24 protein-coding genes and 1 pseudogene are annotated in these 26,377 nt (G+C 73.5%); 11 read left to right on the top strand and 14 right to left on the bottom strand.

The window, feature by feature from the left end; genetic code table 11:
- Window positions 1-57: 57 nt before the first annotated feature.
- From OOJ98_RS00855 to OOJ98_RS00845, 3 genes are all read right to left on the bottom strand, one after another.
- Window positions 58-846, bottom strand: a complete 789-nt coding sequence (locus OOJ98_RS00855; RefSeq protein ID WP_267052671.1) for a putative protein N(5)-glutamine methyltransferase — start codon at window positions 844-846, stop codon at window positions 58-60.
- Between the two features lie 51 nt (window positions 847-897).
- Window positions 898-3,264, bottom strand: coding sequence for a PQQ-binding-like beta-propeller repeat protein (locus OOJ98_RS00850; protein ID WP_267052670.1), 2,367 nt, complete (start codon window positions 3,262-3,264; stop codon window positions 898-900).
- Window positions 3,265-3,422: 158 nt separating this feature from the next.
- Entirely contained in the window at window positions 3,423-4,217 is a 795-nt protein-coding gene (locus OOJ98_RS00845) for a VOC family protein (protein WP_267052669.1), read from the bottom strand.
- Window positions 4,218-4,555: 338 nt separating this feature from the next.
- Between OOJ98_RS00845 and OOJ98_RS00840 the strand changes: the two genes are divergently transcribed.
- A complete protein-coding gene (locus OOJ98_RS00840; protein ID WP_267052668.1) occupies window positions 4,556-5,203 on the top strand; it encodes a TetR family transcriptional regulator in 648 nt (215 codons plus the stop codon).
- Between the two features lie 130 nt (window positions 5,204-5,333).
- On the opposite strand, the gene OOJ98_RS00835 is transcribed toward OOJ98_RS00840, so the two are convergent.
- Complete coding sequence (locus tag OOJ98_RS00835) at window positions 5,334-5,822, bottom strand: nitroreductase family deazaflavin-dependent oxidoreductase (protein ID WP_267055454.1); 489 nt, start codon at window positions 5,820-5,822, stop codon at window positions 5,334-5,336.
- Window positions 5,823-5,860: 38 nt separating this feature from the next.
- Window positions 5,861-7,048 carry an acyl-CoA dehydrogenase family protein gene (locus OOJ98_RS00830; protein ID WP_267052667.1) on the bottom strand — a complete coding sequence of 396 codons (1,188 nt, stop codon included), beginning with the start codon at window positions 7,046-7,048 and terminating at the stop codon, window positions 5,861-5,863.
- 159 nt (window positions 7,049-7,207) lie between these two features.
- Here OOJ98_RS00830 and OOJ98_RS00825 point away from each other — a divergent pair, with 159 nt between their 5' ends.
- The 3 genes from OOJ98_RS00825 to OOJ98_RS00815 all read left to right on the top strand — a co-directional run bounded on the left by OOJ98_RS00825 (window position 7,208) and on the right by OOJ98_RS00815 (window position 11,433).
- The gene (locus OOJ98_RS00825; protein ID WP_267052666.1) at window positions 7,208-8,389 is read left to right on the top strand and encodes an acetyl-CoA acetyltransferase; all 1,182 of its coding nucleotides are present in this window, start codon (window positions 7,208-7,210) and stop codon (window positions 8,387-8,389) included.
- Window positions 8,390-8,994: 605 nt separating this feature from the next.
- Window positions 8,995-9,645 carry a pyridoxal 5'-phosphate synthase gene (locus OOJ98_RS00820; RefSeq protein ID WP_267052665.1) on the top strand — a complete coding sequence of 217 codons (651 nt, stop codon included), beginning with the start codon at window positions 8,995-8,997 and terminating at the stop codon, window positions 9,643-9,645.
- Between the two features lie 108 nt (window positions 9,646-9,753).
- Window positions 9,754-11,433: a DUF4157 domain-containing protein gene (locus tag OOJ98_RS00815; RefSeq protein WP_267052664.1), complete on the top strand. Its 1,680-nt coding sequence runs from the start codon at window positions 9,754-9,756 to the stop codon at window positions 11,431-11,433.
- 9 nt (window positions 11,434-11,442) lie between these two features.
- On the opposite strand, the gene OOJ98_RS00810 is transcribed toward OOJ98_RS00815, so the two are convergent.
- Window positions 11,443-11,859, bottom strand: coding sequence for a Zn-ribbon domain-containing OB-fold protein (locus OOJ98_RS00810; protein WP_267052663.1), 417 nt, complete (start codon window positions 11,857-11,859; stop codon window positions 11,443-11,445).
- Window positions 11,856-12,308, bottom strand: a complete 453-nt coding sequence (locus OOJ98_RS00805) for a DoxX family protein (protein WP_267052662.1) — start codon at window positions 12,306-12,308, stop codon at window positions 11,856-11,858. Before OOJ98_RS00805 ends, OOJ98_RS00810 begins: the two co-directional genes overlap by 4 nt.
- A 175-nt stretch (window positions 12,309-12,483) precedes the next feature.
- Between OOJ98_RS00805 and OOJ98_RS00800 the strand changes: the two genes are divergently transcribed.
- The 4 genes from OOJ98_RS00800 (at window position 12,484) to OOJ98_RS00785 (ending at window position 18,198) form a co-directional block, all read left to right on the top strand.
- The gene (locus OOJ98_RS00800) at window positions 12,484-13,626 is read left to right on the top strand and encodes an NAD(P)/FAD-dependent oxidoreductase (RefSeq protein ID WP_267052661.1); all 1,143 of its coding nucleotides are present in this window, start codon (window positions 12,484-12,486) and stop codon (window positions 13,624-13,626) included.
- A 683-nt stretch (window positions 13,627-14,309) separates the two neighbouring features.
- The gene (locus OOJ98_RS00795; protein ID WP_267052660.1) at window positions 14,310-16,535 is read left to right on the top strand and encodes an acetate--CoA ligase family protein; all 2,226 of its coding nucleotides are present in this window, start codon (window positions 14,310-14,312) and stop codon (window positions 16,533-16,535) included.
- A 119-nt stretch (window positions 16,536-16,654) separates the two neighbouring features.
- The gene (locus tag OOJ98_RS00790) at window positions 16,655-17,455 is read left to right on the top strand and encodes an enoyl-CoA hydratase/isomerase family protein (protein ID WP_267052659.1); all 801 of its coding nucleotides are present in this window, start codon (window positions 16,655-16,657) and stop codon (window positions 17,453-17,455) included.
- Between the two features lie 101 nt (window positions 17,456-17,556).
- The gene (locus OOJ98_RS00785) at window positions 17,557-18,198 is read left to right on the top strand and encodes a flavin reductase family protein (RefSeq protein ID WP_267055453.1); all 642 of its coding nucleotides are present in this window, start codon (window positions 17,557-17,559) and stop codon (window positions 18,196-18,198) included.
- A gap of 28 nt (window positions 18,199-18,226) precedes the next feature.
- On the opposite strand, the gene OOJ98_RS00780 is transcribed toward OOJ98_RS00785, so the two are convergent.
- The 6 genes and pseudogenes from OOJ98_RS00780 to OOJ98_RS00755 all read right to left on the bottom strand — a co-directional run bounded on the left by OOJ98_RS00780 (window position 18,227) and on the right by OOJ98_RS00755 (window position 22,073).
- On the bottom strand, window positions 18,227-18,934 hold the full coding sequence (locus tag OOJ98_RS00780) for a hypothetical protein (protein WP_267052658.1): 708 nt from the start codon (window positions 18,932-18,934) through the stop codon (window positions 18,227-18,229).
- Window positions 18,935-19,015: 81 nt separating this feature from the next.
- Complete coding sequence (locus OOJ98_RS00775; RefSeq protein ID WP_267052657.1) at window positions 19,016-20,323, bottom strand: MFS transporter; 1,308 nt, start codon at window positions 20,321-20,323, stop codon at window positions 19,016-19,018.
- A 147-nt stretch (window positions 20,324-20,470) separates the two neighbouring features.
- Window positions 20,471-20,680: a DUF397 domain-containing protein gene (locus tag OOJ98_RS00770; protein WP_267052656.1), complete on the bottom strand. Its 210-nt coding sequence runs from the start codon at window positions 20,678-20,680 to the stop codon at window positions 20,471-20,473.
- 46 nt (window positions 20,681-20,726) lie between these two features.
- Window positions 20,727-20,927, bottom strand: a pseudogene (locus OOJ98_RS00765) (DUF397 domain-containing protein); the annotation flags it as partial.
- 61 nt (window positions 20,928-20,988) lie between these two features.
- Window positions 20,989-21,198 (bottom strand): DUF397 domain-containing protein, encoded by a 210-nt coding sequence (locus OOJ98_RS00760; protein WP_267052655.1) that lies wholly within the window; start codon window positions 21,196-21,198, stop codon window positions 20,989-20,991.
- Window positions 21,195-22,073, bottom strand: a complete 879-nt coding sequence (locus OOJ98_RS00755) for a helix-turn-helix transcriptional regulator (RefSeq protein WP_267052654.1) — start codon at window positions 22,071-22,073, stop codon at window positions 21,195-21,197. Before OOJ98_RS00755 ends, OOJ98_RS00760 begins: the two co-directional genes overlap by 4 nt.
- Window positions 22,074-22,228: 155 nt before the next feature.
- Here OOJ98_RS00755 and OOJ98_RS00750 point away from each other — a divergent pair, with 155 nt between their 5' ends.
- The gene (locus tag OOJ98_RS00750; RefSeq protein WP_267052653.1) at window positions 22,229-22,663 is read left to right on the top strand and encodes an ATP-binding protein; all 435 of its coding nucleotides are present in this window, start codon (window positions 22,229-22,231) and stop codon (window positions 22,661-22,663) included.
- A gap of 42 nt (window positions 22,664-22,705) precedes the next feature.
- Here OOJ98_RS00750 and OOJ98_RS00745 read toward each other — a convergent pair whose 3' ends face one another.
- A complete protein-coding gene (locus OOJ98_RS00745; protein WP_267052652.1) occupies window positions 22,706-24,001 on the bottom strand; it encodes an MFS transporter in 1,296 nt (431 codons plus the stop codon).
- A 61-nt stretch (window positions 24,002-24,062) separates the two neighbouring features.
- On the opposite strand from OOJ98_RS00745, the gene OOJ98_RS00740 reads away from it, so the two are divergent.
- Complete coding sequence (locus OOJ98_RS00740; RefSeq protein ID WP_267055452.1) at window positions 24,063-25,079, top strand: GlxA family transcriptional regulator; 1,017 nt, start codon at window positions 24,063-24,065, stop codon at window positions 25,077-25,079.
- A 180-nt stretch (window positions 25,080-25,259) separates the two neighbouring features.
- Entirely contained in the window at window positions 25,260-26,297 is a 1,038-nt protein-coding gene (locus OOJ98_RS00735; protein ID WP_267052651.1) for a hypothetical protein, read from the top strand.
- Window positions 26,298-26,377: the final 80 nt, after the last annotated feature.

Below are 26,377 nucleotides of genomic sequence, written 5' to 3'. Positions count from 1 at the left end.
CGCCGGTCTCCGGCACCCACGCCCCCGCAACTCCGCGCACGCACATCCCGTACGCCCTTACTCGCGTACGCCCGTCACCACCGTGGCGTACAGCTCGTCCGAGGTGATGATGCGGGCGCGCAGGCCGCCGGCCGACATCGCGGCGAGGGCGCCCGGGACCTGGCGTTCGCTGGTCTCCATGAGGAGGGTGCCGCCGGGGGCGAGCCACTTTGGTGCGGCGAGGGCGACGCGGCGCATGATGTCGAGTCCGTCCGCGCCGCCGTCCAGGGCGACCAGCGGTTCGTGGTCGCGGGCCTCGGGCGGCAGCAGGCTCACCTCGTCGGAGGGGACGTAGGGGACGTTCGCCGTGAGGAGGGAGACGCGGCCGCGCAGCTCCGCGGGGAGCGGCTCGAACAGGTCGCCCTCGTGGACGTGCCCGCCGAGCGCGGCCAGGTTGCGGCGGGCGAACGCCACGGCGGCGGGGTCGATGTCGGCGGCGTGCAGTTCGGCGTGCGGGAGCGCCGACGCCAGGGCCGCGCCGAGCGCCCCCGAGCCGCAGCACAGGTCCACGACGACGGCCGGGCGGGACGGGTCCGCCGCGGCCAGCGCCTGCTGGACGAGGAACTCGGTCCGGCGGCGCGGCACGAACACCCCGGGGCCGACCGCGACCTTCAGGCCGTGGAACTCGGCCCAGCCCAGCACGTGTTCGAGGGGCAGGCCGGAGACTCTGCGCGCCACCATGCCGGCGAGTTCGGCGGGATCGCGGGCCGTGGCGAGGAGCAACTCCGTCTCGTCCTCGGCGAACACGCAGCCGGCGGCGCGCAGCCGGGTCACGACGGAGGCGGGGGAAAGCGATGTGTCTGCCATGGGAGAGCGCCACAGTACGTCATGCGCGGGGCGGTGCGTCATGCGCGGGGCTCACCGGGAGCCCGACGTGGCCGTTCCCTTCACCGCGTCCAGGGCGTAGACGCAGCGGTCCTTGCTGCACGCGTACACAACTCCGTTGCGCACCACGGGAGATCCGCTGATCTCGCCGCCGGTGGCGAGCTTCCAGCGGAGCTGGCCGCCCGCCGCGTCCAGGGTGTAGAGGCAGTGGTCCGCGGAGCCGAAGTGGATGCGGCCGTCGGCGACGACGGGGGTGCCCACGACCGGGCCGCCCGCCGCGAAGCGCCACTTGGGGGTCGAGGTGATCGCGTCGAGGGTGTAGAGCGCGTTGCCGCTGCCCACGTGGACGTTGCCGTCGGCCACCAGGACCGGCTCGACGGAGTTGCGGGCCTCGGTGGCGATGCGCCAGCGGTCCTTGCCGGTGGAGGCGTCGAGCGCGTACACCGTGCCGAGGTAGTCGGCGAGGTACACCCCGCCGCCCGCCACGGCGGGGCCGGGCGCGAACGCGGGCGGGCTCAGGAAGACCGCCGGGGCCTCGAAGTGCCAGCGGACGTGGCCCGACGCGATGTCGACGGCGAGGACGCGGGTGCCGGCCGCGATGTAGACGTAGCCGTCCTCGGCGGGGGCGACGCGGACGGGGACGCCGCCGCAGGAGGCCGCGTCGCCCACGGGGTAGGACCAGCGCTCGGTGCCGGTGCGGGCGTCCAGGGCGCGCAGCCGGGCGTCCTGCCAGACGTAGACCGTGCCGTCGTGGATGACGGGCCCGGCCTCGGGGGTCTCGAAGTCGCTCTGGGCGCCGGACACCGCCCACAGCTGCTCGCCGTTGGCGGCCTCCCAGGCCTGCACTCCGCCGCCGCGGGTGCCGGTGACGACGGTGCCGCGGTCGGCCTTGAGGGCGTACACCCAGGCGTCGGCCTGGAGCCGCCACAGCTCGCCGCCGTCGCTCGCGTCCAGGGCGTACAGGGTGGGTCCGTCGGACGCGTGGATGCGGCCGGCCTCGACGGCCATCGCCCAGGCGACGTCGCGCGTCTTGAACTGGCGGCGGCCGGTGCCCACGTCCAGGGCGTGCACTTCGAAGGAGGTCACGTACAGCAGGTCACCGGCGACGGCGGGGGTCCCCCACACATCGTTCGACATGCGAAAACGCCACGGTCGCCAGCGGCCCGGCGCTTCCGGCGGATGGGCCGGGGGCGGCACGGGCGCGGCCTGGACGGCCTGCGCGGGAGCCGCGCCGGGCCTGCGGACCCAGCCGGTGGTCGGGCCGGCGTCGACGGCGGCCCGGGAGGCGTCGGCGACACGGGGGCCGGGCCCGATGGGCACCTGTGCGCCGGGCAGCCGCACCGGGTCGTCGGCGTGGACGGGCGGATAGGTGACGGCGGAGCCGCCGCCGTGCCGGGCCGCGTACGGAGGGTCCGCGGGCCGGGGCGGTGCCTGCGGGGCCGGCCGCGCGGAGCGCGGGGCCGAGCTGGGCGCCGGGTCGGCGGGCGGAGCGAGCAGCTGCATGCGGCCGCCGCCCCTGCGCTGCTCGATCATGGCGACGGAGCGCGGCGGCAGCCAGGCCGACGCGGTGCCGCTGTCGTCCGAGCCGGAGGCGAAGAGGTGGGGGGCGAGCTGCGCCTGGAGGTCCTCGGGCGAGGGCCGGTTGGGGTACTCCATCTGCATGCAGGACTCGATGAGCGGACGCAGCTCGTCCGGCAGGCCCGTGATGTCCGGGCCCTCGCGCAGCAGCATGAACACGGTCTCGACGGGGTTGGCGCCGTGGAAGGGCGCGTGCCCGGTCGCCGCGAAGACGAGGGTGGAGCCCAGCGAGAAGACATCGGAGGCGCCGGTGACGCTCCGCGAGTCCTTGGCCTGCTCCGGTGACATGTACGCGGGGGTGCCGACCGCGACGTTGGTCATGGTCAGGCGGGTGTTGGAGACCCCGGACGCGATACCGAAGTCGATCACGCGCGGTCCGTCCTCGACGACGAGGACGTTGGACGGCTTCAGGTCGCGGTGGACCAGGCCGGCGCCGTGGATGGACTGGAGGGCCTCGGCGATGCCGGCGGCGAGCCAGCGCACCGCCTGGGCGGGGAGCGGCCCGCACTCGTTCACGATCTCTTCGAGCGACGGCGCCGGTACGTAGGCGGTGGCCAGCCACGGGACGGGAGCGCGCGGGTCGGCGTCGACGACGGCGGCGGTGTAGAAGCCGCTGACCGCGCGGGCCGCCTCCACCTCGCGGGTGAAGCGGACCCGGAAGAGCTGGTCCTCGGCGAGTTCGGTGCGCACCGTCTTGATGGCGACGCGGCGGCCGGACGCCGAGCGCGCCAGGTAGACGAGCCCCATGCCGCCGGCACCGAGCCGTCCCAGCACCTCGAAGGGGCCGATCCGCCTCGGGTCGTGCTGCGTCAGCTGCTCCACTTGCCTGCCACCTCCCCGTACGGGCCGTGCATGAATGCGGCCCCGTGCAGCGTCTCACGCGGCACCCCGATTCTCCCTGCCGGAGGTGGTCGGTGGCCAACCCGGGTCGAGACCTGGACGTTCTCCCGCGATCGGGGGCATCCCGGACCCCCGCGCGGTTACGTGTCCGCGCCCTGGAGGACGGCGAAGGTGGCGCCCTGGTTGTCGTTGAGGACCGCCATCCGCCCGTACTGGATGTCGAACGGCGCGGCGGTGACCCGGCCGCCGAGCCGGGTGCAGGCGTCGGCCGTCGCGTCGCAGTCCCCGACGAGGAAGTAGACGAGGAAGTGGTCGGGCAGGGCGGCGGGGAAGGCCGGCGACATCAGGGCGCGGGCGGCGACGGCCGTGCCGGGCCCCGGTTCGGTGCCGGGCAGCGACCAGGTCCGCATGTCGGCGCCCAGCTCGTCGGCGCTGCCGGGGCTCGCGCCGAGGTAGCCGAAGACGGACTCGTAGAACGCGTCGGCCTGGTCCTTGTCGCGGGTGTAGACCTCGGTCCAGCAGAACGAGCCGGGCTCGCGGGTGCGCTCGAAGCCGGCGTGCGCCTCGCCCTGCCAGAGGCCGAAGACGGCGCCGCCCGGGTCGGCGGCGACCGCCATCGTGCCGTGCGGCGGCACCGGCATCGGGTCGGTGATGACCTGGCCGCCTGCCGCACGGACCCGGGCGGTCAGGGCGCGGACGTCGGGCGCGGCGAAGTAGACGGTCCACGTGGTCGGCATGCGGCCGTCCCGCTTGGACTGGAGTGCGGCGACGCGCCGCCCCTCCCGGTAGGCGTTGGTGTACTGCCCGTACCGCTGGTCGTCGCTCTCCTCGTCGAAGGTCCAGCCGAGGAGCTCGCCGTAGAACCGCCGGCCGGCCGCGACGTCGGAGAGCGAGACGTCGGCCCAGCACGGCGCGCCTTCCGGATATCCGCCCATGCGCCTGTTTCCTTCCTGAGGTGCCGACTCGTGCGGTGCCGTCGGGGCCAAGCTAATGAGGCCTCACGTCCGACGCGGGCGCATCAATCGAACATATGGCCGCTTTTCGGGCACCGGCGGTGCGCTCGGCCCAGGCGCCGCACGACTTGTCCACCAAAGTTGTCCACAGGCTGTTGATAACACCATTCGAGTGGTGGACGGGATCCGGCCACCCCGGGACCGCCCGGCGGCAGCGCCCGACGGGCCGGTTCCGCGCGCTCGGGGGCGCGCATCGCACCCGGGCCCCCATTTGCACTCGGCCGAATAGCGCTCCGATCACCCCTCGGTAAGCTGACGGCATGACAGGACAAGTACGCACCGTCGACGGCCGCGTGGCCGGCCGACGCGGCCAGGCGACACGGCAGAAGCTGCTCGACTGCCTCAGTGAGATGCTCAGCTCGTCGCCGTACCGGGACGTAAAAGTCATCGATGTGGCCCGGAAGGCGGGCACTTCACCCGCGACCTTCTACCAGTACTTCCCCGACGTCGAGGGCGCCGTCCTGGAGATCGCGGAGGAAATGGCCAAGGAGGGCGCCGGGTTGACCGCTCTGGTCGAGGGCCGCTCCTGGGTCGGCCGGGCGGGCTGGCAGACGGCCGAGGAGCTCGTCGAGGGCTTCCTCGACTTCTGGCGGAAGAACGACGCGATCCTGCGGGTCGTCGATCTGGGCGCCGCCGAGGGCGACAAACGCTTCTACAAGATCCGCATGAAGATCCTGAACTCGGTCACCAACTCCCTTACGGACGCGGTCACCGAGCTCCAGACCAAGGGCAAGGTCGACAAGGACGTCAGCCCCGCGGCGATGGCGGGCTCCCTCGTCGCGATGCTCGCGTCGGTGGCCTCGCACCAGAAGGGCTTCCAGACCTGGGGCGTCAAACAGGCCGAACTCCGCCCGAACCTGGCGCTCTTGGTCCACCTGGGCATCACGGGCAAGAAGCCGACGAAGTAACCGGGGTACGCGAGTACCCCGTCCGCCGAGCAAGTCCTGTCGCGCCGACGGCGGTTCACCCCCGCACGGGGATGACCGCCGTCGGCGTTCCCGTCTGCGCGCCCGGCGTTCCGGTACGCGCGCCCGCCCCTCAGGTCCCGGACGCCGGTCCCCCGCTCGGCCCGTCGGGCCTGGGCTCCAGACGGAAGAGCCGGATCTCGCGCTCGATCCGGGACTGGTAAGTGGCGTACGGCGGCCAGAAGTCGAGCGCCGCCCGCCAGGCAGCGGCGCGCTCCTCCCCTTGCAGCAGCCGGGCCCGCACCGCGATGGTCCGGCCCTTCCAGCTGATCTCGGCGTCCGGGTGGGCGAGCAGGTTCCCGGTCCACGCCGGATGCCCCGGGCGCCCGAAGTTGGACCCGATGAGCACCCACGTCCCGCTCGCGCCCTCCGGCATGCAGGCCAGCGGAGTGGTGCGCGGCAGACCGGACTTGGCGCCGCGCGCCGTCAGGATGGCCCCGGGCAGCATCTGCGCGCTGAGGATGACCCTGCCCCGGGTGAGGCGGTGCACGGCCCGGTCCATGGCGGGCACGAGGTGCGGGGCGACCTTGGCGAACGCCCGCGTGGAGGACACCTTCTGCATGAGCCGCACCCCGGGTGCGGCCTTGGTGCCGCCCGGCTTCACGCGGTCGCCCCGTGTGCGGCGGGGCCGAAGAGGCCGGCCCGCTCGGCGGCGTGACCGCGCAGCCGGTGCACCGGCCCGAAGAGCAGCTCGTCGGCGGCGGCCCGCTTGAAGTAGAGGTGCGCCTCGTGCTCCCAGGTGAAGCCGATGCCGCCGTGCAGCTGGACGGCCTCGGACGCGGCGGACCGCAGCGCGTCGAGTCCCTGGGCGAGCGCGAGGGCGCCGGCGCCGGGGTCCCAGGCCGCGTAGTACGCCGCCGACCTGGCCGCCTGCACCTGTACGTACAGGTCGGCGAGCCGGTGCTTGACCGCCTGGAAGGAGCCGATGGCCCGCCCGAACTGCTCACGCTCCTTGACGTAGGCCACGGTCCGCTCCAGCGCCTCGCTCGCCGCGCCGACCGCCTCGGCGGCGAGGCAGGCGGCGGCGGTGCGGCCGACGTCGGCGAGCGCCCCGTGCACATCGACGTCCTCGTCGTTGCCGAGCAACTCCCCTTCCACATGCCTCAGTTGCACCCTCGCCTGGGTGCGGGTCTCGTCGAGGGTGGTCTGCCGGCTGCGGTGCAGGCCGGCCGCCTCGCCGTCCACGGCGAAGAGCAGGGTGCGGCTGCGGGCGAAGCCGCCGGTGTGCGCGGCGACCAGGAGCAGTCCGGCACTGTGCCCGTCGAGCACCTGCCCGGCCTCCCCGTACAGCCGCCAGGCGCCGTCCGGTGTCCGCCGCGCCTGCACGCCGCCGGCCCGGCCGCCCCCGGCCCACCCGCCGTCCGTGCTCTCGCCGGTGAGGCCGAGCGCGAGGGCGAGACCGGTGCCGGGCACGACGAGGGTGGCGCCGCGCTCGCCCCGGGCGAGGGGCGGGAGCAGCGCGGCCTTCTGGGCGCCGGTGCCGAGGGCCGCGACGAGCGGCGCGGCGAGCACGGCGGTGGCGAGCAGCGGTGACGGCAGCAGGACGCGGCCGATCTCCTCGCAGGCCAGGGCGAGTTCGGCCGTGGTGCAGCCGACTCCGGCGTACTCCTCGGGCAGCGCGAGCCCCGCGAGCCCTAGCTCGGCGGAGAGCCGGGCCCACAGGGCGCCGTCGTACCCGAGCGGGGTCCGTACGGCGCTCTTCACCTCCTGTGGGCCGCAGTGCTTGGTGAGCAGTTCGTGCAGGGTGCGGCGGATCTCGTCCTGTTCCGCGGTGAAGGTGGCGTCCATCGGCGGGCTCCTCCCCCAGAGGCCTGGCCTCTGAACTGACGGGGCGTCATGTTAGGCGCGGGGCCCGCAGATGCACAGGCCGCGCGCGCAGTTCTTCGGCGGGTGCGAGGTTCCGCGGAGCCCTCGGCCCGGCCGAACATCTGATGTACCGTCAGATATATGACGTCATCCTCAACGGGACGCCCCCGCAAGGTCGCTGTCGTCGGCGTCGCCCTGTCCGACACCGGACGCGTGGACGACCTCACCCCCTACGCCCTGCACGCGCAGGCCGCACGGCGCGCCCTCGCCGACTCCGGGCTCGACCGCTCCGTCGTCGACGGGTTCGCCTCGGCGGGGCTCGGCACGCTCGCGCCGGTGGAGGTCGCCGAGTACCTCGGGCTCCGGCCCACCTGGGTCGACTCCACCTCCGTGGGCGGCGCCACCTGGGAGGTCATGGCCGCGCACGCCGCCGAGGCGATCGCCGCGGGGCACGCACGGGCCGTCCTCCTCGTATACGGGTCGACCGCGCGCGCCGACATCAAGGCGGGGCGACGCACCTCGAACCTGTCGTTCGGCAGCCGGGGCCCGCTCCAGTTCGAGGTGGCGTACGGGCATACGCTCATCGCCAAGTACGCGATGGCGGCGCGGCGCCACATGCACCAATTCGGCACGACCGTCGAGCAGTTGGCGGAGGTCGCGGTGCAGGCGCGGGCCAACGCGGCGACCAACCCGGACGCGATGTTCCGCGATCCGATCACCGTCGACGAGGTCCTGTCGGGGCCGATGATCGCGGACCCCTTCACGAAGCTGCACTGCTGCATCCGCTCCGACGGGGGGTGCGCGGTGCTGCTCGTGGCCGAGGAGTACGTGCCCGACACCGTCAAGTCACCGGTGTGGGTGCTGGGTTCGGGCACGTCGGTCTCGCACACGGCGATGTCGGAGTGGGAGGACTTCACGGTGTCCCCGGCGGCGGAGTCGGGCCGGCTGGCCTTCGAGCGGGCCGGGGTGCGCCCCGGGGACATCGACCTCGCCGAGGTGTACGACGCGTTCACCTATATGACGCTGGTGACCCTGGAGGACCTGGGGTTCTGCGCGAAGGGGGAGGGCGGGGCGTTCGTCGAGAAGGGGCGGCTGTTGCGGGACGGCGCGCTTCCGGTCAACACGGACGGAGGTGGGCTGTCCGCGTGCCATCCCGGGATGCGGGGGTTGTTCCTCGTGGTCGAGGCGGTGCGGCAGCTTCGGGGGGAGGGTGGGGGTGGGCAGGTTCGTCGTGCCGACGGGAGCTTGCCGGAGCTGGCCGTGGCGTCGGGCACGGGTGGCTGGTTCTGCTCCGCAGGAACCCTCATCCTGAGCCGCACCTAGCTCTGCGGGGGTGGACGCGGGTGGCGGGCTCGGTGCCGGGTGCCCTACCGGGGGCACGGGGCTGTGCCGTTTGCGCGGCTCCGCCGCGGTGGGCGCGGGCCGGGGGCTGCGGCTCCGGGTGCCCTACGTCTTCAGGGGCGCGGGGCTGTGCCGTTTGCGCGGCTCCGCCGCGGTGGGCGCGGGTGCGGGCTGCGACTCCGGGTGCCCTACCGGGGGCACGGGGCTGTGCCGTTTGCGCGGCTCCGGCGCGGTGGGCGCGGGCCGTGGATGCGACTCCGGGTGCCCTACGTCTTTAGGGGCGCGGGGAACTGCGCGAGACGCGGGCACGGTCCGCAGACGAAAGCCGGGGTTGCTGGGGCTCCGCCCCAGACCCCGGGGGATGCCCCACCCCACCCCTTCCCGAAACCCTCCGGGGGTCATGGAACGGGCTGAGGTACAGACCCCTGGGGCTCCGCCCCAGACCCCGTTCGCGCCCGAAAGGCGCTCGTCCTCAAACGCCGGACCGGCTGAAAGGGCGCGCTCGTCCTCAAACGCCGGACGGGCTGAAGATGCCGAGGCCAGGCGCCCTGCCAAGGGAGACGTGGGGCTCCCTGGAGAATGGGGGTATGGAATTCCGGCAGCTGCTCCACACCCTCCGCGTCTGGGACACAGACCTCCCCCACTTCGACCCGGCCGACACCCCCCGAACACCCCTCCCCCTGTTCCAGGAATGGCTGACGCACGCCGCGCAGGCGGGCCAGGTCGAGCCGCACACCATGGCGCTCGCCACCGTCGACCCGCACGGCGACCCGGACATCCGTACCCTCACGCTCCACGACGCCGACGACGACGGCTGGCACTTCGGTTCGCACTCCACCAGCGCGAAGGGGCAGCAGCTCGCCGCGCACCCCACCGCCGCGCTCTCCTTTTACTGGCCGGTGGTCGGGCGCCAGGTGCGGGTGCGCGGACCCGTCACGCAGGGCAGCCCGGCGGCGGCGCAGGCCGATCTGCACGCCCGCTCGACCGGCGCCCTGGCCGCCGCGCTCGTCGGCCGGATGAGCGAAGTCCTCGGCAGTCGGAGCGAGTTGGAGGCGGCTTCGGCTGCCGCCTGGGAGCGCGCCGAGGCGGACCCGGCCCTCCCCGTGCCCACCTGGACCCGGTACGTTCTCGACCCGACGGAGGTCGAGTTCTTCCAGGGCGACGCGCGCCGGCGCCACGTACGGCTGCGCTACCGCCGCGAAGGCGCCGCCTGGACCCGTGAACTCCTCTGGCCCTGACCGCCTGCCCAAGCGGACCCCCGACGCTGCCCTCGCGGACCTTCTGCGGACCTGGCCGGATCCGGTAGGCAGGAACACAGCTGTGTTCACTCCGCGGGAAGAGGCACCATGCGCGCTGAAGGCAAGGCCGGACGACCGGGGTCCGAGAGGACCGGCCGTACACCCGGCCGCGCTCCGGCGACCGTACCGGCAGACGCGCCCGGAGCACAGCCCCCGGGGCTGCTCGCCCTCCAGGGGAGCGCGGGCAACGCCGCCGTGGTGCAGATGCTCCGCCACGCGGGTCACCCCGGCGCCCAGGCGGCCGAGCAGGAGCGGCACCAGCACGGCGCGGGCTGCGGCCACCAGCAGGCGGAGCGGCCCGCGGTGCAGCGTGCGGCCGGGCCGCAGGTGCAGCGTTCCGCCGTGCACGACGTGCTGCGCAGCGGCGGGCGTCCGCTGGACGACTCGACCCGCAGCGACATGGAGTCCCGGCTCGGCGCGGACTTCTCCGACGTACGCATCCACAACGACAGCGCCGCCAAGGCCTCCGCGGCGGAGGTCGGCGCCCGCGCGTACACCTCGGGCAGCCATGTCGTCATCGGTGACGGCGGCGCCGACAAGCACACCCTCGCCCACGAGCTGACCCACGTCATCCAGCAGCGCCAGGGCCCCGTCGCGGGCACCGACAACGGCTCGGGGCTCAAGGTCTCCGACCCCTCCGACCGGTTCGAACGCGAGGCGGAGGCCAACGCCAGCCGCGTCATGTCGGGCCCCGCGCCGGAGAGCCAGGTGGCCGCGCAGCGCTCCGTCGCGGACGGCCCGGTGACCGCCCAGCGGGCCCTGGCGACACCGTCGTCGGCGCCCGCCGTGCAGCGGCGCGGGGGCAACCCGTACGCCAAGCCCGTTGACCAGGACGGCTGGACGACGACCGCGCACCACATCGTGGCCCACTCCACCCTGACCGGCGCCCTCGGCAAGCTCACCGACGAGGAGCGCATGAAGGTCCTCACCGCCGCGGTGCCCAAGGTGATCACCGCGGCGACGCTGACCAATCTCAGGGTCCTCGTGCCGGAGAACGAGAACACCGCCGCATACCGCAGGGCGCTCCAGAAGCGGCTGGCCGACCCCGCCAACGCGGACAGCGAGTCCGAGCGCGGGATCTCCTTCGGGGACATCCGCCACTCGTTCTTCGAGTGGCAGGCCGGCAACCAGTTCGTCGGACCCAACACCTCGATCCGGGCCGAGCCGTCGGCCAACGGCGACGACATCGACACCGACGGCAAGTACTTCAACGGCATGGACCCGAAGGAATTCGGTCAACTGACCGGCCTCGGCGACAAGCTCAAGAACCCCGCCCTGGGCAACGACGACATCGTCAAGACCCTGACGGGCATCCTGCGCCTCACCAAGGACCGTTCCGTCGCCGACTTCGACCCCGCGAAGTGGACCGAGGTCGACAACGGGCAGACGGTGGACGAGCTCGCCGCCGACCTGAAGGTCAACCGCGCGCACATCACCGGCTACACCTTCTTCAAGATCCCGGCCGCCGCGATCAGGGCGGGCCGCTACCACGACCTGAAGCCCGCGGAGATCGGCGGCGGGTACGAGTACTACGGGAAGCCGCTGGCCGGGGCGCAGGCCCGGGGCGAATGGGTCTACATCCCGTACCTCACGGACGAGGCCCCGCCCGCCAAGGAGGGCAAGGGCGCCCGGCCCCGCCAGACGCTCCGCCAGTTCTGCGAGACGCAGAACGTTCCCACGTCGACGTACCTCCCGAAGGGGATGTACAACCCCCACAGGGGCCGGTAGTCCCGGGGGCTATACCCCGTCCGGGGCCGGCCCGAACACGGGCACGGTGACGGCCGCGCCGTCCTCGGAGCCGGTGCGGAAGCCGACGTGCAGCTCCATCCCGATCCGCAGCTCCCGCGGGTCGCAGCCGACGACCTCGGTCATCATCCGGGGGCCCTCCAGCAGATCGACGACGGCGGCGACGTACGGGACGCGGTCGCCGAAGGGCGGCAGGTCGTTGCGGTGCACGACGGACCAGGTGTAGAGGGTGGCGCGCCCGTCCGCCGGGCGCCAGCTCACGTCCTCGCTCCAGCAGTACGGGCAGAACTCGCGCGGGTAGTGGTGCGGCCGGCCGCAGGCGGCGCACTGCCGGATGAGGAGGCGGCCCTCCGCGGCGGCGTCCCAGTACGTCCGGGTGAAGGCGTCGATGTCGGGGGTGGCGCTCATCGGAAGAGTCCCATCGCGTCGTCGAGCGACCAGGTCTGCCACGCCATGGCGCCGAACGCGACGAGCGAGATGAGCGCCATCATCGCGTTCTGCCCCTGCTCGGCCCAGTCGTGGATCATCAGGATCAGATAGAGGAGGTTGAGCAGGAGTCCGCAGACGAGGGCGACAGGGGTGAGGAATCCGGCCACGAGGCCGAGACCCAGGGCGAGTTCGGCGTAGACGACGACGTACGCCATCGTCCTCGGGCGGGGCCGCACCACGGTGTCGAAGCCGCTGCGGACCGCGCTCCACCGGTGCTTGGCGGCGATGTCGGACGCCCACGCGATGCCGGCGCCGCGCTCGAACCAGGCCTTCCTGTCCTTGTGGCGCCAGCTCTCCAGCCACCACAGGCCGAGGCCGATGCGCAGGACGGCCGACCACTCGGCGCCGTCGAGCCAGATCGAGTCCACGCCGGGCCCCTTCCGCGTAGGTCTGTCGGCGGGTGCGCGCCCCCGCATTTCTGACGGTACGTCAGTTCAGCGGATGCGGGAGCCGTGCGCAAGGGGCCGGTGCGTGATCAGATCGCAATCCATTCCCGGCTTGACCGAGACCCATCAAGTATTCACACCGTTACGCTCAGCGTTCATGGTCGACACCACCCACCCCGAGAGCCCCGTCTACGTGATCGGCGCCGGGCCCGGCGGTCTCGCCGTCGCCGCCTCGCTGCGAGCGCGGGGCGTGCGGGCCGTCGTGCTGGAGAAGTCCGACGCCGTGGCGGCGTCCTGGCGGCGCCACTACGACCGGCTGCACCTGCACACCACGCGCCGGCTCTCCTCGCTGCCCGGCCTGCGCATGCCGCGCCGGTTCGGACGGTGGGTGGCCCGCGACGACGTGGTGCGGTACCTGGAGAAGTACGCGGCCGTCCATGAGCTGGAGATCGTCACGGGCGTCGAGGTCGAGCGCATCGAGCGCGGGGCGGGCGGCGAGGGGTGGGTGCTGCACGCGACCGGCGGGCGGCGCCTGGTCACACCGGCGGTGGTGGTGGCCACCGGGTTCAACCACACGCCGTACGTGCCCGACTGGCCGGGCGCGCGGACGTTCACGGGTGAGCTGGTCCACGCGGGCCTGTACCGCAACCCCGGGTCGTACGTGGGCCGGGACGTCCTCGTCGTGGGGGCCGGCAACACCGGGGCCGAGATCGCCGCGGACCTCGCCGAGGGCGGCGCGGCGCGGGTACGGCTCGCGGTGCGGACCCCGCCGCACATCGTGCGCCGCTCCACGGCGGGGTGGCCGAGCCAGGCCACCGGCATCCTGGTACGGCGGCTTCCGGTACGCCTGGTGGACCGGGCGGCATCGCTGATCGAACGGTGCTCCGTGCCGGACCTCTCTTCGTACGGGCTGCCGCGGCCGGCCCGGGGTCTGTACTCGCGGGTGCGCGAGGGGGCGATCCCCGTGCAGGACGTGGGCCTGATCGACGCGGTCCGCGCCGGGCGGGTCGAGCCGGTCGCGGCGGTCGAGTCCTTCGAGGGCGACAAGGTGGTCCTCGCGGACGGGGTACGGGTGTCGCCGGACGCGGTGATCTGTGCGACGGGGTACCGGCGGGGGCTCGAACCCCTGGCGGGGCACCTCGGTGTCCTCGACGCTCGGGGGCGGCCCCGGGTGCGGGGGGCGCGTACCGTGCCGGGGGCGGCGGGGCTGTACTTCACGGGTTTCACGAACCCGATCAGCGGGATGCTCCGCGAACTCCGCCTGGACGCGACCCGCATCGCGAAAGCCCTCTCCCACTGACCCGGGACCCCTGCGCACCCCGCGCCCTCCAACCCCGCATTCGGGTGCGGACCATGCCCGACGTCCCGGGAACCCCGCTCTCGGGTGCGGGCCGTGCCCGGCGTCTCGGGAACCCCGCATTCGGCTGCGGACCGTGCCCGACGTCTCGGGAACCCCGCTTTCGGGTGCGGACCGTGCTCGCTTCTCGCGCAGTTCCCCGCGCCCCTGGGTGCGTTGCCCTTGGCAGGGTGCCCAGGGCAGGCCACCTCAGCCCGTCCGGCGATTGAGGACGAGCGCCCTCAAGGCGCGAGCGGGGTCTGGGGCGGAGCCCCAGGCAACCCGCCTTCGGGTGCGGACCGTGCGTGGCTGGTCGCGCAGTTCCCCGCGCCCCTGTAGGGCACCCGGCACCGAGCCCGCAGCTCGCGCCCAGCGCGGCGGAGCCTCGCACGTATCACACCCCCCAGCGGGGTCGGCCTGGGCGGCATGCCCAACATGGGCCGCCCCGGTCCGGGGCGGGCGGGGCTGGAAAGGGGGTTTGGGGGTGGGCGCTGGGCGGGCAGGGCTGGACGCGGGGGAGGGCGCGCGCACACCCGCCCCGCCCCGCAGGGCCCAGGCTTTGCCCGCACACCGGTTCCTGACTGACCGTCAGGTCTGTAATCTGACTACGCGTCAGTTACCCACATCGACCCAGGGCGGGCGGAACGATGCTTGGATCGACTCACGGCACCCTCACGACCGACTTCCGCGCACGCGTCGTCGCCTGCGGCGAGCAGCCCGCCCCCGGCGCCGTCCACGGCAGAGCCGCGGGCGAGGGCGATCTGGACGTCAGCGGCCGCCCGCTCTACGCCGACGTACCGGACCTGGACCGGTTCTTCCGGCCCGAGTCCGTCGCCGTCATCGGCGCGTCCGACGCCGAGGGCCGCCCCAACACCGGCATCACCCGCCAGCTCGTCGACTGGGCCAGCCGGGTCGGCGCCCGCATCCACCCGGTCCATCCGACGCGTACCACCGTCTTCGGGCTGCCCTGTGTCGCCTCCGTGGCGGAGCTGCCGGAACAGGTCGACCTCGCCGTGCTCCTGGTCGGCGACCCGCTCCCCGTCATCGAGCAACTCGCCGAGGCCAAGGTGAAGTTCGCCGTCGCCTTCGCCTCCGGGTTCGCCGAGACCGGAGCCCAGGGCGCCGCCGCGCAGGAGCGGCTCGCCGCCGCCGTCAAGCGGTCCGGGCTGAGGCTGCTCGGCCCCAACACCAACCTCAACGCCTTCGAACGGTTCCGGGACGACCTCGACGGCCCGGCCATCGCCCTCATCACCCAGTCCGGGCACCAGGGCCGGCCCGTGTTCACCCTCCAGGAGCTCGGCGTGCGGCTCTCGCACTGGGCGCCGACCGGCAACGAGGCCGACCTCGAAACCTCCGACTTCATCTCGTACTTCGCCGAGCGCCCCGAGGTCGGCGCCATCGCCTGCTACGTGGAGGGGCTCAAGGACGGCCGCGCCTTCCTGCTCGCCGCCGACCGCGCGGCGCGCGCCGGCGTGCCCGTGGTGGCCGTCAAGGTCGGCCGCACCGAGGCCGGCGCGCGCATGGCCGCCTCACACACCGGCAAGCTGACCGGCGCCGACGACGTCGTGGACGCGGCCATGCGCCAGTACGGCGTCATCCGCGTCGACGGACTCGACCAACTCCAGGACACCGCGGCCCTGTTGGCGCGAGCCCGCAGGCCGCAGGCGGACGGCGTCGTCGTCTATTCGATCTCCGGTGGCACCGGAGCGCACTTCTCCGACCTCGCCACCGCCGCCGGGCTCCACCTGCCGGTCCTCTCCGCCGCCAAGCAGGCCGAACTCCACGAGTGGATACCGCCCTACCTCAACGTCGCCAACCCCGTCGACAACGGCGGCCACCCCGTCGGCGACTGGCGCGGCCGGAAGATCATCGATGCCATCCTCGCCGACCCGTCCGTCGGTGTCCTCATCTGTCCGATCACCGGGCCCTTCCCTCCCATGAGCGACAAGCTCGCGCAGGACCTGGTGGACGCGGCGGAACAGACGGACAAGCTGGTGTGCGTGGTGTGGGGCTCGCCGCTCGGCACCGAGGCCGCCTACCGCGAGACGCTGCTCGGCTCGGACCGGGTCGCCACCTTCCGTACGTTCGCCAACTGCATCGGCGCCGTGCGGGCCTACCTCGCGCACCACCGGTTCACCACCGGCTACCGCTCCCCCTTCGACGAGGCGCCCCGCGTGCCCTCGCCCTCGTTCCGCAAGGCGCAGGCCCTGATGCGGCCGGGCCAGCAGCTCAGCGAGCACGCGGCGAAGCAGCTGCTGCGGGCGTACGGGATCCGGGTGCCGCGCGAGCAGCTCGTGACCAGCGCGGCGGCCGCCGTGCGCGCGGCGGGGCTGGTCGGCTACCCCGTCGTCATGAAGGCCTCCGGCGCCCGACTCGCCCACAAGACGGAACTCGGCCTGGTCAAGGTCGGGTTGACCTCGGCCAGCCAGATCCGCGACGCCTACCGCGAACTCACCGACATCGCCCGGTACGAGGGCGTCGAGCTCGACGGCATCCTGGTCTGCCAGATGGTCGAGCGCGGCGTCGAGATGGTCGTCGGCGTCACCCACGACGCGCTGTTCGGACCCACCGTGACCGTGGGGCTCGGCGGTGTCCTCGTGGAGGTGCTCGGCGACGCGGCGGTGCGCGTGCCCCCGTTCGGCGAGGCTCAGGCGCGGGACATGCTCGGCGAGCTGCGGGGGCGGACGCTCCTCGACGGCGTACGCGGCGGGCCCCCACTGGATGTGGACGCCCTCGTCGAGGTGGTCCTGCGCGTGCAGCGCATGGCCCTCGAACTCGGCGACGAGCTGGCCGAGCTGGACATCAACCCGCTCGTGGTGCTCCCGCGCGGCCAGGGCGCCGTGGCGCTCGACGCCCTCGCCGTCTGCCGCTGAGCCGGGCGCCCCCGCGCCCCACGCCCCGTCGCCGCCGACCCCCGTGCCGCCCATCCCGCACCCCCGTGCCCCCGTACACCTGGACCCCCGCACCCGGACGCCTCGCCTGGAGCCCCGCCATGGACCCCCTGCACTCATTGGTACTGCACGCCACTGACAACGGCGTCTCGTGGATCACCCTGAACCGTCCCGATGCCATGAACGCCGTCACCTGGGACCAGCGCGAACGGGTCATCTCGCTGCTCGGGACCGCCTCCGCCGACCCCGAGGTACGCGCCGTCGTGATCACCGCGAGCGGCAAGGGGTTCTGCGCGGGCGCCGATCTGCGCGGCGCGCCCGCGACCGGCGGCGAGCGGGTGGCGGGCGACGTCGCGCGCACCATCCGGCAGGGCGCGCAACGCCTGATCGGCGCCGTGCTCGACTGCGAGAAGCCGGTGATCGCGGCGGTCAACGGCACCGCCGCGGGCCTCGGCGCCCATCTCGCGTTCGCCTGCGACCTCGTCCTGGCCGCCGAATCGGCCCGCTTCATCGAGGTGTTCGTCCGCCGGGGCCTGGTGCCGGACGGCGGCGGCGCCTATCTGCTGCCGCGCCTCGTCGGACCGCAGCGCGCCAAGGAGCTGATGTTCTTCGGTGACGCGCTCGGCGCCGCCGACGCCGAGCGCATGGGGCTGGTCAACCGGGTGGTCGCGGACACCGCGCTCGCCGCGACGGCGAAGGAGTGGGCCGAGCGGCTCGCCACCGGGCCGACCCGCGCCATCGCCCTCACCAAACACCTCGTGAACGCCTCCCTGGACTCCGACCGCGCCACCGCGTTCGCCGCTGAGGCCTGGGCCCAGGAGATCAACATGACCACCCGGGACGCCAACGAAGGCGTCGCCGGATTCGTCGAGCGCCGCACCCCCAAGTACCGCGGCCTGTAAGCCCTTTGGTGCGGACGCCGCCGGTTTCGGCGGGACCGCCGCGAGGCTTCTCATCTGACGCATCGTCAGGTTCAATGAGTGGTGTGATGGGACACGCAGGGATGGCGGCCACCGTCGTCCGATACCTCAGGTCCGTCGGCGCCGCCACGGCCGCCGAGCCCGTCGAGTTCCTGCCGCGGCCGGACCTGCGGGCCGTACGGGACGACGAACGGGCACCCGTCGACCCCGGGCAGTTCCGGCGCGTGCTGGGCCGGTTCGCCAGCGGGGTCACCGTCATCACCGCCGAGGACGCGGCCGGGCCCACCGGGTTCGCCTGCCAGTCCTTCGCCTCGCTCTCCCTCGACCCGCCCCTGGTCGCCTTCATGGTGGCCCGCACCTCGACCACCTGGCCGCGCATCGCGCGGGCCGGGGTGTTCTGCGTGAACATCCTGGGGGCCGAACAGGGCCCGCTGTGCCGGGGGTTCGCGGTCAGCGGCGCCGACAAGTTCGCGGGCGTCACCCACGACGCCGCGCCCGCGACGGGCTCACCCCGGCTCGACGGCGTACCCGCGTGGATCGACTGCCGCATCCACGCCGTGCACACCGGCGGGGACCACCTCATCGTGGTCGGACGCGTCGAGGCGCTCGGCGAGAGCGGGGACGGGGACCGTAGCGGGGGCGGGGGCGGGGGCGGTGAAGGAGAAGCGGAGGACAGCGGTCCGCTGCTCTTCCACCGGGGACGGTTCGGGCGCTTCAGCGACTGACCCGGTCACGCCGCCGCCGCGGCCCGGTTCACCAGGACTGCTCGGTGATGAGGCCGCCGCTGCGCGTCTCCACCCGGAGCGCGCCCCGGTCGCCGTACTCGTTGAGACGCCAGTCGCCGAACACCTCGGCCACCCTGCGGCCCTGCCAGTCGCTTTCGCCCAGCGGGACGAAGTTGACCGTGACGACGGCCTTCTCGGCGCCGCCCTGCTTGCGGATCCGTACCGCGACGACCGACGGCCACATCCCGTCGTCGGCCTTGGTGAGGTGCTGGCCGTAGTAGTCGACGAAGCCCTGCGTCATGTCGAACCAGCCCGCCGGAAGGCAGGGGCGCGCGGGACCGTCGGTCGCGGGGCCGGGCGAGCCCGCGTCGGCGCCGGTGTCCGTGGCGGCCCCCGGGCCGCCCGCGCCGCCGTCCCCGTCGGTGGGCGGGCCGGGGTCACCGGCATCGGCGTCGGTGGGCGGGCCCGGGTTGCCGGCGTCCGTGTCCACGTCGGTGGGCGGGCCGGGGTCGCCGGCGTCCGTGTCCACGTCGGTGCCCATGTCGGGGGCCGTACCGTCCGTACCGTCCGTGCGGTCGCCGCCGCACTTCGCGCCCGGGGTCGTGGACGTGGCGGTGGCCGGCTTCGCCGCGTCCGCGGCCGGGGAGTCGCCGGGGCGGGCCGTCCCGCAGGCGGCCACGGTCGCGCACAGCAGGGCGGCGATCACCGCGGCGCCCCGCTTGTTGCTCGCTTTCACGGCACACTCCCCTCGGTCCGGCGCGGGGGAACGTCCGCTCCCCCGCGGGGAGGCATCCGGCTCCCGGGGAGGAAGAGGGGCTCACGCCGCGAGTGGTTCCCCGCCGGGGCCGCGGTGCCGGATGACGAGGGCCATCAGGGCGGCCGCCGCGCACAGCGCGCCCGAGGCGTACCAGACGACGTCGTAGCTGCCGAAGACGTCCCGGGCCACCCCGCCGAGGAAGGCGACGACGGCCGCGCCGACCTGGTGGGAGGCGAGCACCCAGCCGAAGACGATGGCGCTGTCCTCGCCGTAGTGCTTGCGGCACAGCGCGATGGTCGGCGGCACGGTGGCGACCCAGTCGAGCCCGTAGAAGACGATGAAGAACACCATCGGCGGGTGCACGGTGGGCGCGAGCAGCATCGGCAGGAAGAGGAGCGAGATGCCGCGCAGGGCGTAGTACGTGGCGAGGAGGCGGCGGGATTCGAAGCGGTCGGTGAGCCAGCCGGAGAAGATCGTGCCGGCCACGTCGAAGACGCCGATGACGGCGAGGAGCCCGGCGGCCGCGGTGACCGGCATGCCGTGGTCGTGCGCGGCCGGCACGAAGTGGGTCTGCACCAGGCCGTTGGTGGAGGCGCCGCAGATCGCGAAGGTGCCGGCGAGCAGCCAGAACGGCCCGGTGCGGGCGGCCTTGGCGAGGACGGTCAGGGTGCGGCGCGCGGCGCCCGTGACGGGTGCGGGCTTGGGGACGGGCGCGCTCGCCCCGTACGGCGCGATGCCCACGTCGGCGGGGTGGTCGCGCAGCAGCAGCCACACGAACGGGACGACGGCGAGCGCGGCCAGGGCGACCGTGATGGCGGCCGGGCGCCAGCCGTGGGCCTCGACCATCCAGGAGAGCAGCGGCAGGAAGATCAGCTGGCCGGAGGCGGAGGCCGCGGTGAGGATGCCGGTGACCAGGCCCCGGCGTGCGGTGAACCAGCGGTTGGTGACGGTCGCGGCGAACGCGAGCGCCATCGATCCGCTGCCGAGACCCACCAACAGGCCCCAGTACAGCATCAGTTGCCAGGCGGCGTGCATGAAGACGGTGAGCCCGGAGCCCACCGCGATCACGGTGAGGGCGACCGCGACGACCCTGCGGATGCCGAAGCGGTCCATCAGGGCGGCGGCGAAGGGCGCGGTCAGGCCGTAGAGGGCGAGGTTCACGGAGACCGCGGCGCCGATCGTGCCGCGCGACCAGTGGAACTCCTGGTGCAGGGGGTCGATGAGCAGTCCGGGCAGCGAGCGGAAGGCCGCGGCGCCGATGATCGTGACGAACGCGACGGCCGCGACGGACCACGCGCGGTGGATGCGGGGTGGGGCCTTCTGGGGCGGCGCGGGGGCGACGTGGGGGCTGTCGGTTGTCTGGGTCACGTCATTCAGCGTCGCGGTACGGGCGGTTCCGTACGAGTGGCCCGGAGGTCACCCTTCGCAGGGATCGGGCCACGCCCCCCGCTCGGCCCCGGACGGCTGCCGCGCCCCGGTTCCGGGCGATCAGGTGCGGGGCGCGAGCGGGGTGGGTCAGCTGCCCGACGCGTACGCCACGAAGTCCGCCCAGGCGGCCGGGGCGAGCGCGAGCTGGGGACCGCCCACGTTCTTGGAGTCGCGGACGTGCACAGCGCCCAACGCGGTCGCGACCTCAACGCACTCGTTGCTGTTGCTGCTGTCGCTGTAGCTGCTCTTGAACCACTCGAACGCGGAGGCGTCCCGAGTGGTGGGGATGCCGATCATGTTTCTCCAAGCGTCCGGTCGATAGCGGCACTTGACTCTCGCGGTACGACGCGTACGACACGAAGTCCGCCCAGGCAGCTGGGGTGAGCGCGAGCTGTGGGCCACCGACGGTCTTGGAGTCGCGGACGCGGACGGTGCCGGGTGCGAGGGCGACCTCGACGCAGGAGTCGCCCTCGCTGCTGCTGCTGTAGCTGGACTTGAACCACACGCATGCGGAGGCGTCCCGAGTGGCAGAGGTGCGGATCATGCTTCTCCAAGCGTCCGGTTGATAGCGGCACTTGACTCTCGCGGTGCGACCAGGGGAAGGGTCAGCCCTTCGACGCGTACGACACGAAGTCCGCCCAGGCAGCCGGAGTGAGCGCAAGCTGGGGACCATTGGTGGCCTTGGAGTCGCGGACGCGGACCGTGCCGGGGGCTGTAGCCACCTCGACGCAGGACTCGCCGTTGGTGCCGCCGCTGTAGCTGCTCTTGAACCACGCCAGACCGGAGGGGTTCCTGGTGGGCGTACTACGGATCATGTCTCTCCCAGCAGTCGTTCAATGAAGGCCAGCGACTCCCGTGGCGGGAGGGCTTGCGCCCGGATGGTGCCATATTGCAGCTCGATGATGCGAAGCTGTTTCGGGTCAGTGGTCGGTCGCCCGTTGAATTCGCCGTCGGCACGCCCCACCGCCGTTCCGTCGGGGAACTTCAGCAACTCGATCCTGCCGTCCAAGCCTGGATGCGCCTCGGTGTTCGTCGGCATGACCTGAAGCGTGACGTTGCGCAACCGCCCCACCTCCAAAAGCCGTTCGAGCTGCTGCCCCCAGACCATTGTGCCCCCAACCTGTCGCCGCAGCGGGGCCTCTTCCAGCACAAAGTGAATCGAGGGAGCCGGGTCGCGCTCGAAGACCGCCTGCCGGGACAATCGGGCGGCCACCATGCGCTCCACATCGTCCGGCGAGTACGGCGGCTGCGCTGCCCCGATCACGGTCCGAGCATGCTCCGGCGTCTGCAACAACCCCGCGATGATGTTGCACTCGTAGACGCCGATCTCAATCGCCTTGGCCTCCAGCTTCTTCAGCTCCCGCACCTTCTTCGGGTACCGAACCTTCGCGACGTCCGCCTTCATCGCCGAGATCAACCCACCCGCCCCCAGAACCTCGTCCGCCCTGTCCAGGTACTCGGGCTTGGGGATCCGCTTGCCTCCCTCGATCTTGTAGACCATGTCCTCGCCGTACCCCACGGCCACCCCGAACTCCGCGGCCCTCATCCCTTTCGCCTCGCGCCGCAGCCTCAGCTGCCGTCCGACCGTGGCGATGACCGCGATACCCCAGTCGTCGTCCGGGTCCACCTCCCAGCCCGGCTCGTCCGCCTCGCTTTTGAGCCGGCCCGTGTCACCGTCCGCCTGCCGCATCCCGAACCCCTCCTTCGTACGTCCACGCCGCACCGGCCCGTACCCGTGGAGCCCGTGCCGACAGCCACGACAGCGCCGGACAAACTCCGGACAGTCACCGTACGGACCGGGCGAGTCACTGTTCACGGTAGGCGCGCACCGCCACGCTCAGCGACGTGAACCAGGAAAACTCCACCCAAGTCGGCTCCGGGGAACGGCACTTCGGTGTGCTGCTGTCCTCCACGCCACGCGGCGCCCGGCTGGCCCGCTTCCTCGCCACGGAGTGGCTGCGCACCTGGGGCCTGCCTCCCGGCGCCATCGACACCGCCGCACACCTCGTCGCGGAACTCGCCGCCAACGCGGCCACCCACGGGCGGCTTCCCGGCCGGGACATCCGGCTCGCCCTCCACGCCACCACCGACGTGCTCCGCATGGAAGTGACGGACACCCGCGGCGGCGACCTGCCCCGGCGCCGGTCACCGGCCCCGGACTCCGTCTCGGGACGCGGGCTGGTCCTCGTGGAGGCGTTCGCCGACCGCTGGGGCGTGGAGCTCGGCCCCGTCCCCCGAAAGACCGTCTGGGCCGAAGTCGACCTGCACCCCCGCGCATGACCGGCGCCACCGGAGCACGGCGGCGGTCCGCGGGGCCCGGTTTCAGACGCGCCGCAGCCCGCTGATCGCCGGCACGGCGAGGAGGACCGCGACCGCCACCACGTTGAGGCCGGCGCCCACGAGCAGCACCTTCTCCGCCCCCACCGTTTCGGCGACCGGGCCCGCGAGCGCGCGGCCCGCCGCCAGCATCAGCAGGGATCCGGCGACGTCGTAGGCGTGCAGCCGGTTAAGGGCCTCTGGCGGCACATGCGTCTGGACGGTCGTGGACCACATCACGAGCCAGAACGCGAAGGCCGCGCCGACCGTGAACTGGCCGACGCCCAGGGCCGCCACGGGCAGGTCGAGCCCGAGCGAGAGGAGCGCGACCGAGACTCCGAGGAGGGCGAGCGCCCCGGCTGCGAGCGGCCGGGCGGGGCGCAGCCGCAGCGCCAGCAGGCCGCCGAGAACGCTGCCCGCACCGTTGACGGCCATGAGCGCGCCGTACGTTCCCGCGCCGTGGCCCTCGGTGACGAGGATCGCGGTGAGCGGGGTGGCGGGCCCGAGCACGGTCAGGCCGTACACCGTCCAGACGGTGATGACACCCCACAGCCAGCCGCGCGCCGTGAACTCCCGCCAGCCGCCCGCGAGTTCGGCGAAGAAACCCCCGCGCGGCGCTCCGGCGGGACCGCTCGCGCCGAGCCGGAGCAGGAAGAGGCACACCCCGCTGACGGCGAAGGTCGAAGCGTTGACGGCGAAGACCGCGCCCGCGCCCCACAGGCCGGCGACCGTGCCCGCGAAGGCGGGGCCCGCCATGGCCATGAGGGCCTCGGAGACGCCGAGGACGGCGTTGGCGCGCTGCACGTCGGAGGCGATGCGCGGCACCGTGGAGGCGACGCCGGGCTGGAAGAGGGCCGCGCCGACGCCGGAGAGCGCACTCAGGGCGTACACCTCCCCCAGCGGCGGGCCGCCGTCGAGCACCATGAAGGAGACGGCGAGCACACTCGCGCCGACGAGCCGCAGGGCGTCCGCGATCACCATCATGCGGCGCGGCGTGAACCGGTCGGCGAGCACCCCGCCGAACAGGACGAGCGCGGCGAACGGCCCCATCCACGCGCCGAGCGCGTAACCGACGGAGGAGGCGGGGCGGCCCGCGCCGAGCAGGCCCGCGGCGAGCGCGACGGGGACCATGCCGTCGCCGAAGAGGGCGACCGTGCGGGCCGTGAAGAAGAGCTTGAACCGGTGGTTCCACAGGGGCTGCCCGGCGGGCGGCGCCGGAGACGGGCCGGGCGGGGGCGGCTCGTGCCGCGCCGGGGCTGTCGCTTCGGGAATGTCCTGCGCGCATGCGGACTTGTCTGTCACAAGACGGCAGGTGTACCAGGTGCTGGTCTATACCACCACCGCATATCGGGAGGGCGTGGCGATGGATACGGGCCGTGGCGGTGACGGCGGGCCCCCGGGCGACCGCCCGCACCGCGTCGTCGTGCTCGCGCTCGACGGGCTGCTCCCCTTCGAACTGGGCATACCGCAACGGATCTTCGGGCGCGCGAAGGACCCGGAGCGCGGTCCGCTGTACGAGGTGGTCACCTGCTCGGTGCGGCCCCCCGGCCCCGTGCTCACCGACGCGGACTTCTCGATCCTCGTCGAGAACGGCCCCGAGGCGCTGGCCACCGCCGACACGGTCGTGGTCCCCGCCTCGTACGAACTCGGCCCCGTCTTCGACGAGGGCGTCCTCACCCCGGAACTGGAGGCCGCGCTCGCCCTCGTACGCCCCGGCACCCGCATGGTGGCGATCTGCACCGGGGGTTACGTCCTCGCGGCGGCCGGGCTGCTCGACGGGCGGCCCGCCGCCACGCACTGGGCCAGCGCCGACCACTTCCAGCGGGTCTTCCCGGCGGTGGACGTCGACCCGGAGGTGCTGTTCATCGACGACGGCGACGTGCTGACCTCGGCGGGCGTGGCCGCCGGGATCGACCTGTGCCTGCACATCGTGCGGCGCGACCACGGCTCGGCCGTCGCCAACGACGTGGCCCGGCGCACGGTGGTCCCCCCGCATCGGGCCGGGGGCCAGTCGCAGTTCATCGAACGCCCGGTTCCGGAGCCCCAGTTGGCGACGACGACCGCCGCGCGGGCATGGGCGCTCGGACGGCTGCACGAGCCGATCCAGCTGCGCGACATGGCCGAGCAGGAGGCGATGTCGGTCCGCACCTTCACCCGTCGCTTCCGCGAGGAGGTGGGCCTGAGCCCCGGCCAGTGGCTCACCCAGCAGCGCGTGGAACACGCCCGCCAGCTCCTGGAATCGACCGACCTGTCGGTGGACGCGATAGCCCGCGCGGCAGGCTTCGGCACGGCGACCTCCCTGCGCCAACACCTCCAGACCGCCCTCGGCGTCCCCCCGACCGCCTACCGGCGCACGTTCCGCGCGGGGAACACGGGGTAGCGCCGGCCCCGGCAGGGCAGCGGGGCGCGGGCCCCGCAGCGGGGGCGCGGGCCCGCCGAACCGACCCGTCGAATAGCCCAAATGTTCGACGCCTGACGGTCGGATCTGGAAAGATCTCCGACACAAGGTTCCGGTCGGCCCGCCCCTCGCGAGGCCGAACAGCATCAGGGGGAAGACCAGTTGAGGCACTTTCGACCCGCGCTCCACGCTTTCCGGCGGCCCGCCGCCGTCCTGTCCGCCGTGGCCCTCGCGCTCGGCGCCGGCCTCCTCGCCGCCCCCGGGGCTGCCGCCGCACCGGCCGCCCCCACGCCCGTCTTCGGTGACGTCGACGGGGACGGCACGCCCGACGTCCTGCTGCCGGACAGCGCGGGCGACCTCCGCCGCGCCGGGCCCGGCGCCGACCCGGCCGCGCCGGCGAACGCGCGGTTCCCCTCCGCACCCGGCGGCAAGGGCTGGGGCGAGGTCCAGTTCACCCACCGGGGAAGCCTCGGCTACGCGAACGTCGACGAGCTGATCGCCCACGCACCCGGCGGCTCCGGCCTCTTCCTTCTGAGGAACGACGGCGGCGTCTTCGACGGCCAGGGGCCGAGCCTCGTGCAGAAGCCGTCCGCCTGCGTCCGGGCCGACTGGTCCTCGCTGCCGTGCGCGGACGCCGGGTACGGCAGCGACTGGTCCGCCGTCACCCAGGTCGTCGCCTTCGGCTCCCCGATCGGCGACAGCGGACAGGTCACCGGCACCGGCTACTACGCCCTGCCCAGGACGTCGCTCGTGTTCGTGGAGAACGGCCGGCTCTGGCTGGCTTTGGCCGGCGCCACGAACCAGGTCGACGACCCCGCGATCCTCCTGTCCGACAGCACGCGGTGGGACGACTACGACCTGATCGCCCCCGGCCGCGCACGGGGCACGGACTTCCCCACCCTGTGGGCGCGGTCCAAGCACGACGGCTCCCTGCACGCGTTCGGCATCGGCGGCACCCCGGACAACCCGGAATTCAGCGCCTTCGCCGACCCCTCCCAGGGGCTGCTCTCCGGCACCGTCGACCCGGCGGCCTACCCGCGCGTGGGCTCCGACGGAGACCTCACCGGCGACGGCGTTCCCGACCTGTGGGCGGTCGACGCACAGCAGCGGCTCGTCGTGTGGAAGGGCACCGGCACCGCGCCCGACCCGGCGTCCGGCACGGCGTATCCGACGGTCACCGGCGTGGTCCCCGCCGCCTGACACGGTCCGGCCGGCCGCCTGACGCAGGGCGGCCGGCCGGATTCCGCAGGCCGACGGGGGGTGCCGCCCCTGCGCACGCC

The organism is Streptomyces sp. NBC_00083, assembly GCF_026343295.1.
Lineage (GTDB): Bacteria > Actinomycetota > Actinomycetes > Streptomycetales > Streptomycetaceae > Streptomyces.
This window is presented reverse-complemented; position numbering and strand designations above follow the sequence as displayed.